Origin of the sequence: Klebsiella sp. D5A, from assembly GCF_001620885.1 — a bacterium.
GTDB classification, from domain to species: Bacteria; Pseudomonadota; Gammaproteobacteria; order Enterobacterales; family Enterobacteriaceae; genus Klebsiella; species Klebsiella variicola.
Genome location: NZ_LOAR01000006.1, coordinates 353,442 through 363,983 on the forward strand (window position 1 = coordinate 353,442; position 10,542 = coordinate 363,983).

Here is a 10,542-nt window from a genome sequence, read left to right on the forward strand (position 1 = left end):
TGGTTAAGCCGGGGCGGCAGGCGCCCCGGAAGGTGGATTAGTAGAGCGAATCAATATTGTCTTTATTCACCAACAGCACTTTATGGAAGCGGATAATATGCTTGTCGCTATCGACATCCGCTTTACCGAGTTCTTTCAGTTCGAAGCCCGGCTCAATGGTTTTGCCGTTCAGCAGGGTGCTGGCGACCGCCGCGAGGGCATAGCCGGCTGTCGCCGGATCGTAGGTGATCCCTTCAGTAATATCGCCGCTCTTAATAAGAGAAGCCGCCTGCGATGGGATCATCATCCCGTAGACCGCGACTTTGTTTTTCGCACGCTTCTCTTTCACCGCGCGCCCCGCGCCAATTGGGCCATTCGAACCAAAAGAGACCACCGCTTTCAGATCCGGGTAAGTTTTCATTAGATCAAGCGTGGTACGGCGGGAATCATCAACACTTTCCGCCACCGGCATTCGGCGGGTGACTTCATGCATGTCCGGGTAATGTTCTTTTTGGTATTTCACCAGCAGATCTGCCCACAGGTTGTGCTGCGGTACCGTAAGGCTACCCACATAGATAACGTAGCCGCCTTTGCCACCCATCCGCTTGGCCATATGCTCCACGTATTCAGCGGCGAACTTCTCGTTATCGATGATCTCCACATCCCAGTTGGCGCTCGGCTGCCCGGGCGATTCGTTGGTCAGCACGACGATGCCGGCGTCACGGGCTTTTTTGAATACCGGCTCCAGCACGTTGGCATCGTTAGGCACGATAGTGATGGCATCCACTTTACGTGCAATCAGGTCCTCAATAATTTTCACCTGCTGCGGCGCATCGGTGCTGGACGGCCCTACCTGGGAGGCGTTGAGGTTAAACTCTTTCCCGGCCTGGACGACCCCTTCACCCATCCGGTTAAACCATGGCATGCCATCCACTTTTGAAATATTGACTACGGTTTTTTCCGCCGCATATACCGGCGCGGAAATAAGCGCAGCCCCCAACAGCAATGATGAAAAAATATTAACGACCAGACGTTTATGCATAATAATTAGCCTCAATACGTTGTAGTCAGACAGGGGTATGACGCAAAGCGGAAAAGAGATATAAATTGTAATAATGTTAATAATTTAGAAGAGAATAAACACAAGCCGTAACAGCAGACAGGTAATATCCAGCTATAAATATGGATAATAATACTATAATCCTGTGACGTGAGCTTTTTCACAAAAAACATGCAACATAGTTTGTTGTTCCAGAATAATGATCGGGTCGCAGAGAAAATATATTTTTCCCGCTTCGTCATTTACCGAAAAACAAACACATAAATAACATCAGGAAAAGTATGTGATTTTTGATTGCGCCTCCAGCCCCTTCCGTGGCAGGATACTCCCTATGAACAGAAACGCGATCGTTACCTATCCCCGTCGTTGGTGGCTGCCTGCATAACAGGCGGCACGATACACGTTTCCATTTTCAAAGCCGCCGGAAGGCGGCTTTGGTGTTTTCAGGACGTCTTTCGGCTGAACAGTCTGATAAGGAGTCCCTGATGAACCATTCGCAAACCATCCTCACTGGCGACCGGCCGACCGGCCAGCTGCATCTTGGCCACTACGTCGGCTCGCTGCGCCAGCGCGTCGCGCTGCAGCACGACCACCAGCAGTTTATCCTGATCGCCGACCTACAAGGGCTCACCGATAACGGCAGCAACCCGCAAAAAATCAGCCACCATATCCTCGAAGTCATGGCCGATTATCTGGCCGTCGGCATCGACCCCAGGCTCACCACTATTTGCCTGCAGTCCGCTCTGCCCGCGCTGGCGGAGCTCAGCGCGCTGTATATGAATATCGTCACCGTCGCCCGCGTGGAACGTAATCCGACAGTCAAAAATGAGATTGCCCAAAAGGGATTCGCCCGTTCGCTGCCAGTGGGCTTTCTTGCCTATCCGATTAGCCAGGCGGCCGATATCACCGCCTTCAAGGCCGAGCTGGTGCCGGTGGGTGACGATCAGCTACCGATGATTGAGCAGACCAACGAGATCGTCCACAAGATGAATAGCCTCACCGGCGAGCCGGTGCTGCGCCACTGCAAGGCGCTACTCAGCGAAGTGAGCCGCCTGCCGGGCGTCGACGGTAATGCCAAAATGTCGAAATCGCTGGGCAATACGCTGACGTTATCGGCCAGTGAAGAGGAGATCCACCGCGCGGTCAGCGCGATGTATACCGACCCGACGCACCTGAGAGTCAGCGATCCGGGACATGTCGACGGCAACGTGGTGTTCACCTATCTCGACGCTTTCCATAGCGATAAGGCGCTGGTGGCAGAGATGAAAGCCCACTATCAGCGCGGCGGGCTGGGCGATCGCCAGTGTAAGAATGAACTGGAAACCTGCCTGCAGGCGCTACTGGCGCCGATCCGCGAACGCCGGGCTACCTATATTCAGGATAAAGGGATGCTGCTTGAGCTGCTGCGCCAGGGCAGCGAACGTGCCCACCAGCTCACGCAGCAGACGCTACATGAGGTGAAGCGCGGGCTGGGGCTGCCGGTGCTGTTCTGAGTTTCAGAGCCCTTCCCCGGTCGCGCTACGCTTACCGGGGCTACGGTTTTATCCCCCGCCTTTGTGCATCTTCACGCAGTTGCGCCCCTCGCGCTTGGCGGCATACAGCGCGTTATCGGCGTCGCGCAGCAGCAGATTGTAATCGGGGTGACCGGTGTGGGCGGCAAAGCCAATGCTGGCGGTGATGGGGATCTGCGTGTCGCCGCCAACGTTAAACGCCAGCTGGCCAATCTTTTTGCGCAGACGTTCAAGGAGAGGGAAAGCCTCTGCCGCGCGGGTCTCCACCAGCACCAGCAGAAACTCCTCGCCGCCGTAGCGGAAGAGATAGTCGCTGGAGCGAATATTATCGCTGAGCAGATCGGCTACGTGCTTAATGGCGCGGTCGCCGACCATATGGCCCCATTTGTCATTGATCTCTTTAAAGAAATCAATATCGATAATCGCTACCGTCAGCGGCAGGTCATACTCAATCGCCAGGGTGACTTCATGCTTGAGCACCACAGGCAGATAGCGACGGTTAAGCAGGCTGGTTAGCGCGTCTTTGCCATTTTGCATCTGCGACAGACTACTGAATAACACTCCCAGCTGGCTGCTGATGTGCTGGCAATGGATATGGATCTTTTGCAGCAGGCTCTGAGTATTTTTATAACCAGCATCCTGTTCCGCGGTACGCCATTCGGTAATCAACGCATCCACCTGACCGATCAACTCAGTAATCTCCCCCATCTGCGGATTGTGGTTAAAATAGCGAACGCATTTATGGCGAAACCACAAACCAAATTCGGATTCAGATAATAACGTTGCGTTAAGGTCCGTCCTGTTCTCGCTGACGATATTAAAAATCGCACTATTTTCCCAACCCGAAAGCGATGCCTGCTGCTTGCCATACTCCATCGGGACGTTATCCATCAGGCTGTACAGACGAAAAGCTTCTTCATTTTTGGTAGCCCGATAATGCGACAGCGTATAGGCGTGACACATCATCTCCACCGCCATATTCATCGCCATGATCGCGTAATGGATAGCCGCTATCCCGGTGTCCCGCGCGACCTGGCTGTCACGAATCGCCTCCACCAGCCCGGATTTTATCTGCCGCGCGCCGCGCAGCACCGCCTCTGCCGGGATGCCAATCCGCGAATGAATGCTGCCGATCTGATACTGGCGCTCCGCAAGAGCCTGAAGATCCTCTTTTTCACAGGTCAGGATCTGCTGTACCCATCCCGCCAGAGAGCGGCTCAGACGTTCCTCAACCAGCTCATAAGAGAGGTGCCTGGCGATATCCGGATCCTGAAAAATAAAATCGTAAAAGCGGGTCGCTAACATCGACGATCGCTCATCGGCCATTTTTTTAAGCAATGCACGGACGTCCGGCGTCAGGCTGTCATACAGCGGTAGCCATTCCTTAAAAATCACGGCGATATATTTTTGGCTTTCTTCATTCATGAAATTAAAGCACTCGTCGGATGTTTCTTAATGCCAGGAGCGGAATCATATCGTAGTTACCGGGGGGCAACCAGATAACAAAACAGGCGCCCTGTTTTCGCGGTTTTATCCTGACGGTGGGTATTTCTGTTAACACACCGACAAGACCATGCACTTCGTATGGACAACATCGCCACGAATGTTACTATCGCGATGACGGTAGCTCTCACTATGCGTGTTTCATTAAGGCCAGGATCGCTGATGATGACCACATAAGTAGCACAGCGATCGGCTGCGCATCGACGCGGCAGAGCGCGGCGTCAGCGGCCTTTATCCCCACCTTTTCGTCCCTCGCAAGGAGGACGCTCCGCTCGGCGGAGGAAACACGCGCACCACTCAGCAAAGGGAATCAAGCGAGTCGCGTATGGACAAAATAAAGAAACGTTGGGCAGGGTATCTTGTCGGCTTACTGGTGATGCTCGCCGCCGCCGCATGGTGGCTGCTGCGCCCGCCAGGTCTCCCGGACGGTTTTGCCAGTAGCAACGGCCGAATCGAAGCCACCGAAGTCGATATTGCCAGTAAAATCGCCGGGCGTATCGACACGATTTTGGTCAAAGAGGGCCAGTTTGTGCGTCAGGGAGAAGTCCTCGCGAGGATGGATACCCGCGTACTGAACGAGCAGCGTCTTGAAGCCGCCGCACAAATCAAGGAGGCGGAAAGCGCGGTGCTCGCCGCCAGAGCCTTGCTCGATCAGCGGCAGAGTGAAATGCGCGCCAGCGAAGCAGTGGTGAAGCAGCGCCAGGCGGAGCTGGATTCCTCGGCGAAACGCCATGTCCGCTCGAATGCCCTGTCGCAGCGCGGCGCCGTCTCCGCCCAGCAGCTGGATGACGACCGCGCGGCAGCAGAGAGTGCCCGCGCGGCGCTGGAATCGGCAAAAGCCCAGGTCTCTGCCGCCCGCGCCGCCATCGAAGCTGCCCGCACCAGCATTATTCAGGCGCAAACCCGCGTCGAAGCCGCCCAGGCGACCGAACGGCGGATCCTTGCCGATATTGACGATAGCGAGCTGAAAGCACCCCGTGATGGCCGCATTCAATATCGCGTCGCTGAGCCAGGCGAAGTCCTGGCCGCCGGTGGCCGGGTGCTGAATATGGTCGATCTCGCCGATGTCTATATGACCTTCTTTCTGCCAACCGAACAGGCTGGCCTGCTGGCGCTCGGCAGCGAAGCGCGCTTGATCCTTGATGCCGCGCCGGATCTGGTGATCCCGGCCAACATCAGCTTTGTCGCCAGCGTCGCCCAGTTCACGCCGAAAACGGTAGAAACCAGCGACGAGCGCCTTAAGCTGATGTTCCGCGTCAAAGCGCGCATCCCGCCGGAGCTGCTGGCGCAGCATCTGGAATATGTCAAAACCGGCCTGCCCGGCATGGCTTACGTGCGGGTGGATAAACAACAACCCTGGCCTGAGGCGCTAACGGTGAGGTTGCCGCAATGAAACTGACGCCGCAGGATACCTCGCCCCCCGTCGCACTGCTGGAAAACGTTGGCCAGCAGTATGGCGCCACCATCGCGCTGCGGGATATCAGCCTGGCGATCCCGGCACGGCGTATGGTTGGTCTGATTGGCCCGGACGGCGTCGGCAAATCGAGCCTGCTCTCGCTGATCGCCGGGGCGCGGGCCATTGAACAGGGTAACGTGATGGTGCTTGGCGGCGATATGCGTGATGTGCATCACCGCCGCGACGTGTGCCCGAAAATCGCGTGGATGCCACAGGGGCTGGGGAAAAACCTCTATCACACCCTCTCGGTGTATGAAAACGTCGACTTCTTCGCCCGCCTGTTCGGCCACGATAAAGCCGAGCGCGAACTGCGCATCAACGAGCTGCTGCAGAGCACCGGGCTGGCGCCGTTTCGCGATCGCCCCGCCGGTAAACTCTCCGGTGGGATGAAGCAAAAGCTCGGCCTGTGCTGCGCGCTGATCCACGACCCGCAGTTGCTGATCCTTGATGAACCGACCACCGGCGTCGACCCGCTTTCCCGGGCGCAGTTCTGGGAGCTTATCGACAGTATTCGCCAGCGCCAGCCGGAGATGAGCGTGCTGGTCGCTACCGCCTACATGGAAGAGGCCGAGCGCTTTGACTGGCTGGTGGCGATGAATGCCGGCGAGGTGCTGGCGACTGGCAGCGCCGCGGAGCTCAAAGCCCAGACCGGCAGCCAGACCCTGGAGCAGGCGTTTATCGCCCTGCTACCTGAAGCACAACGTCAAGCGCATAAGACGGTAGTTATCCCGCCGCGCGACAGCCGCGAGGAAGAGATCGCCATCGAAGCACGCGGCCTGACCATGCGCTTCGGCAACTTTGTTGCCGTCGACCACGTTAACTTTCGCATCGCCCGCGGCGAAATCTTTGGCTTCCTTGGATCTAACGGCTGCGGCAAATCCACCACCATGAAGATGCTCACCGGCCTGCTGCCCGCCAGCGAAGGTGAAGCCTGGCTGTTCGGCCAGCCGGTCGACCCGAAGAATATCGCCACCCGACAGCGGGTGGGCTATATGTCACAGGCCTTCTCGCTTTACAGCGAACTGAGCGTTCGGCAAAACCTCGAGCTGCACGCCCGCCTGTTTCATATCCCGGACGACGAAATAGCCCACCGGGTCGCTGAGATGAGCGAGCGCTTTATGCTGACCGAGGTTAAAGACGCGCTTCCCGCCGATCTGCCGCTGGGGATCCGTCAGCGCCTGTCGTTAGCGGTGGCGGTCATCCACCGCCCGGAGATGCTGATCCTCGATGAGCCGACCTCCGGCGTCGACCCGGTGGCGCGCGATATGTTCTGGCAGCTGATGGTAGACCTGGCGCGCCAGGATCGCGTTACTATATTTATCTCCACCCACTTTATGAATGAGGCGGAACGCTGCGATCGCATCTCGCTGATGCACGCCGGCAAGGTGCTGGCCAGCGATACGCCGCAGGCGCTGGTTGAGCAACGTGGCTCAGCCAGCCTCGAAGAGGCGTTTATCGCCTGGCTGCAGGAAGCGGCGGATGCCGCACAACCGACCGTTTCTGTCTCTACCACGCCCGCACCGCCTGCTGTCGTATCACACCAGCAGAACGCGTCCCCACGCCAGTCATTCAGCCTGCGCCGCCTGTTTAGCTATAGCCGCCGCGAGGCGCTGGAACTACGCCGCGATCCGGTACGATCGACGCTGGCGCTGCTGGGGACGGTGATCCTGATGTTTATCATGGGTTATGGGATCAGCATGGACGTTGAGGATCTGCGCTTTGCCGTACTCGACCGCGACCAAACCCTCAGCAGCCAGGGCTGGTCGCAGAACATCGCTGGCTCACGCTACTTTATCGAGCAGGCGCCACTGCACAGCTATGACGAACTGGACCGCCGGATGCGTGACGGCGAACTGGCGGTGGCAATAGAGATCCCGCCGAACTTTGGTCGCGATATCGCCCGCGGCACACCGGTGCAAATCGGCATCTGGGTGGACGGCGCAATGCCAAATCGCGCGGAAACGGTGCGCGGGTACGTGCAGGCGATGCATCTCGCCTGGCTGCAGGAGATGGCCGCCCGGCAGAGTAGCCCACAGCACGATACCTCGCTCATCTCCATCGAGACCCGCTATCGCTATAATCCGGACGTGAAGAGCCTGCCGGCCATCGTCCCGGCGGTGATCCCGCTGCTGCTGATGATGATCCCGGCGATGCTCAGCGCCCTGAGCGTAGTCCGTGAGAAAGAGCTCGGATCGATTATCAACTTGTACGTGACGCCAACCACCCGCAGTGAATTCCTGCTCGGCAAGCAGCTGCCTTACATCGTACTGGGGATGTTTAACTTCTTCCTGCTGTGCGCGCTGTCGGTCTTTGTCTTTGGCGTCGCGCATAAGGGCAGCTTCCTGACGCTGACCCTGGCGGCGCTGCTGTATGTCACCATCGCCACCGGTCTGGGGCTGCTGATCTCAACCTTTATGAAGAGCCAAATCGCCGCCATCTTCGGTACCGCGATCATTACGCTGATCCCGGCAACCCAGTTCTCCGGGATGATCGATCCGGTGGCGTCGCTGGAAGGGCCCGGGCGCTGGATCGGGCAAATTTATCCGACCAGCCACTTCCTGACTATCGCTCGCGGCACCTTCTCCAAGGCGCTGAATCTCAGCGATTTGTGGGGCTCGTTCATTCCGCTATTGATTGCGGTGCCGCTGGTGCTCGGGCTGAGCGTGCTGCTGCTGAAGAAACAGGAGGGATGATGCGCGGATTACGCAATATTTATAATCTTGGCGTCAAAGAGCTGCGCAGCCTGCTCGGCGATAAAGCGATGCTGGCGCTGATCGTGTTTGCGTTTACCGTGTCGGTGTACTCCTCGGCCACGGTGATGCCTGGTTCGCTGCACCTGGCGCCGATCGCGGTTGCTGATATGGATAAATCCCAGCTCTCTTCACGCATTATTAACGCTTTCTACCGTCCCTGGTTTCTCGAGCCGGAGCTGATCACCGCTGATGAGATGGACGCCGGGCTGGATGCCGGGCGCTACACTTTCGCCATCAACATCCCGCCTAACTTCCAGCGCGATGTGCTGGCCGGTCGGCAGCCGGAAATCCAGGTCAATGTCGACGCCACGCGCATGAGCCAGGCCTTTACCGGCAACGGCTATATCCAGAATATTATCAGTGGCGAAGTCAACAGTTTTGTCGCCCGCTATCGGGATAACAGCGTACTGCCGGTAGAGCTGGCGGTAAGGATGCGTTTTAACCCTAACCTTGAGCAGGAGCGCTTTGGCGCGGTGATGGCGATCATCAATAACATCACCATGCTGGCGATCGTCCTCACCGGTTCGGCGCTGATCCGCGAGCGGGAACATGGCACCATAGAGCACTTGTTGGTGATGCCAGTAACGCCGTTTGAAATCATGATGGCCAAGATCTGGTCGATGGGCCTGGTGGTGCTGGTGGTCTCCGGGTTGTCGCTGATACTGATGGTGCAGGGGATTTTGCAGGTGCCCATTGAGGGGTCGATTCCCCTGTTTATGCTGGGGGTGGCGCTCAGCCTGTTCGCCACGACCTCAATCGGCATTTTTATGGGCACCCTCGCCCGCTCGATGCCGCAGCTGGGGCTGCTGATGATTCTGGTGCTGCTGCCGCTACAGATGCTTTCCGGCGGATCCACACCGCGGGAAAGTATGCCGCAGCTGGTACAGGATATTATGTTGACCATGCCGACCACCCACTTCGTCAGTCTGGCGCAGGCGATACTGTACCGTGGCGCCAGCTTTGCCATCGTCTGGCCGCAGTTCTTAACCTTGCTGGCTATCGGCGGGGTGTTCTTTACTATCGCGTTGCTGCGTTTTCGTAAGACTATTGGCGAGATGGCGTAAGGGCTTAAGAAGGGCCGTCGACTTACGGCGGCCCAGGGATTTATTTGTGGCGGTTCATAAAGCGACGTAAACCCCAGGTGAAGGCCATCGCCATACTAAACAGGATAAACAATAAGACAATCCAGCTGATGGAGATACGCAGCAGCGTGCCGGGGGTCATAAACGGCTGCAGGTAGACGGTGAAGGACTGGGCGGGTGATTTCCCCAACAGCTCGTACACGTTATCGGTGAGCCACACCCCGACCCGGCAGAACAGCCAGATAATCGCTGGCCAGCAGAGCAGCACCAGAAAGGTAAAGCGCTCCTGAATGTAAGTGAAGAGCTGGCGCAGTGGCGACCAGTTAAGCAGGATTTTCATTTCTATTCTCATATTGCCAGCCGATAACCTGCATATGTCTCGCAAGGTATTTCGGGCAGCATCCATACAGGCAATCATCCCTCTTTGTATAACAAATTTTCCGCCATATAAACCAGATCAAGTTAACAAAGTGTTAATGATGTAGCTCATTAAGACAAAAACAGGGAAGAAGCATACCGTTTGCCACAATACATCCGGGAGCGAAGTATTCAGTCACGGAAATATTTTTTCTGAATCGTAAGTGCGTTATTTTGCGGGAGGAAGAGGCAGCGCCATTATTTTACCGAGGCACAATAAACTGGCGCTGAAATAGAGAGATAATATTAATCGTAACTACTAATAATTATTTTCCGACTTGCATCATCCGGTAAATTCACCGTCCGCGTGATCACGCCGCGAGCATTCGTCACGCTATTTTGCGAAGCAATAAGATAGGTATTCTTTCCGCAACGCTGCTGAGGTTGTTTATTGACGATATCGGTACTGCAGGTTTCTGAAACCACCCGCCCGGAGAGCGTTAATGTGGCGGTATCAGCAGCAAACAGAGGTAAGCTTAGTCCATAAGCGAAAGCCAGAATCCCAATTAGCGGTTTTTTCATTGACTTTATAACCAGTTAACAGGATGAGAAATAAGCGAGTTGCTTTCTATTTTTCTCCCTCGGGAGAGATGATGCGTTGATTCATCACGCAGGGAAGATAATCCATATAATTAATAAGGACAATTCCAGGATAACCTATTAATGTGATAGGTATTACTGATGTTAACGAACCCGGCGGTCGGGCCGGATGTTTCCCCGGAGGCGGTGCTGCGCACCTTGTCCGGGCTACAGGTCGTGCAGGGCGGGTGCGAATCCGTAG

8 protein-coding genes are annotated in these 10,542 nt (G+C 56.4%); 4 read left to right on the plus strand and 4 right to left on the minus strand.

What is annotated here, in order from left to right:
* Positions 1-37: 37 nt before the first annotated feature.
* The gene (locus AS136_RS11275) at positions 38-1,021 is read right to left on the minus strand and encodes an autoinducer 2 ABC transporter substrate-binding protein (RefSeq protein WP_008807607.1); all 984 of its coding nucleotides are present in this window, start codon (positions 1,019-1,021) and stop codon (positions 38-40) included.
* 503 nt (positions 1,022-1,524) lie between these two features.
* Between AS136_RS11275 and trpS the strand changes: the two genes are divergently transcribed.
* Complete coding sequence (gene trpS / locus AS136_RS11280) at positions 1,525-2,532, plus strand: tryptophan--tRNA ligase (RefSeq protein WP_012542992.1); 1,008 nt, start codon at positions 1,525-1,527, stop codon at positions 2,530-2,532.
* Between the two features lie 48 nt (positions 2,533-2,580).
* Here trpS and AS136_RS11285 read toward each other — a convergent pair whose 3' ends face one another.
* Positions 2,581-3,975 carry a diguanylate cyclase gene (locus AS136_RS11285; protein ID WP_012542993.1) on the minus strand — a complete coding sequence of 465 codons (1,395 nt, stop codon included), beginning with the start codon at positions 3,973-3,975 and terminating at the stop codon, positions 2,581-2,583.
* A gap of 403 nt (positions 3,976-4,378) precedes the next feature.
* Between AS136_RS11285 and AS136_RS11290 the strand changes: the two genes are divergently transcribed.
* From AS136_RS11290 to AS136_RS11300, 3 genes are read left to right on the plus strand one after another with little or no spacing between them, the layout of a single operon-like run.
* A complete protein-coding gene (locus tag AS136_RS11290) occupies positions 4,379-5,446 on the plus strand; it encodes an HlyD family secretion protein (RefSeq protein WP_016160214.1) in 1,068 nt (355 codons plus the stop codon).
* Positions 5,443-8,202 carry a ribosome-associated ATPase/putative transporter RbbA gene (gene rbbA, locus AS136_RS11295; protein WP_063266778.1) on the plus strand — a complete coding sequence of 920 codons (2,760 nt, stop codon included), beginning with the start codon at positions 5,443-5,445 and terminating at the stop codon, positions 8,200-8,202. The genes AS136_RS11290 and rbbA overlap by 4 nt, the downstream gene beginning before the upstream one ends.
* A complete protein-coding gene (locus AS136_RS11300) occupies positions 8,202-9,326 on the plus strand; it encodes an ABC transporter permease (protein WP_012542996.1) in 1,125 nt (374 codons plus the stop codon). The genes rbbA and AS136_RS11300 overlap by 1 nt, the downstream gene beginning before the upstream one ends.
* Before the next feature lie 40 nt (positions 9,327-9,366).
* Here the strand turns inward: AS136_RS11300 and AS136_RS11305 are convergent, their stop codons facing one another.
* Entirely contained in the window at positions 9,367-9,684 is a 318-nt protein-coding gene (locus AS136_RS11305) for a hypothetical protein (protein ID WP_012542997.1), read from the minus strand.
* 323 nt (positions 9,685-10,007) lie between these two features.
* Positions 10,008-10,283 carry a DUF2574 family protein gene (locus AS136_RS26705; protein WP_012542998.1) on the minus strand — a complete coding sequence of 92 codons (276 nt, stop codon included), beginning with the start codon at positions 10,281-10,283 and terminating at the stop codon, positions 10,008-10,010.
* Positions 10,284-10,542 lie beyond the last annotated feature (259 nt).

Coding starts and splice junctions, on each gene's coding strand:
- AS136_RS11275 (WP_008807607.1), bottom strand. CDS start 1,021: ATGCATAAACGTCTGGTCGTTAATATTTTTTCATCATTGCTGTTGGGG.
- trpS (WP_012542992.1), top strand. CDS start 1,525: ATGAACCATTCGCAAACCATCCTCACTGGCGACCGGCCGACCGGCCAG.
- AS136_RS11285 (WP_012542993.1), bottom strand. CDS start 3,975: ATGAATGAAGAAAGCCAAAAATATATCGCCGTGATTTTTAAGGAATGG.
- AS136_RS11290 (WP_016160214.1), top strand. CDS start 4,379: ATGGACAAAATAAAGAAACGTTGGGCAGGGTATCTTGTCGGCTTACTG.
- rbbA (WP_063266778.1), top strand. CDS start 5,443: ATGAAACTGACGCCGCAGGATACCTCGCCCCCCGTCGCACTGCTGGAA.
- AS136_RS11300 (WP_012542996.1), top strand. CDS start 8,202: ATGCGCGGATTACGCAATATTTATAATCTTGGCGTCAAAGAGCTGCGC.
- AS136_RS11305 (WP_012542997.1), bottom strand. CDS start 9,684: ATGAAAATCCTGCTTAACTGGTCGCCACTGCGCCAGCTCTTCACTTAC.
- AS136_RS26705 (WP_012542998.1), bottom strand. CDS start 10,283: ATGAAAAAACCGCTAATTGGGATTCTGGCTTTCGCTTATGGACTAAGC.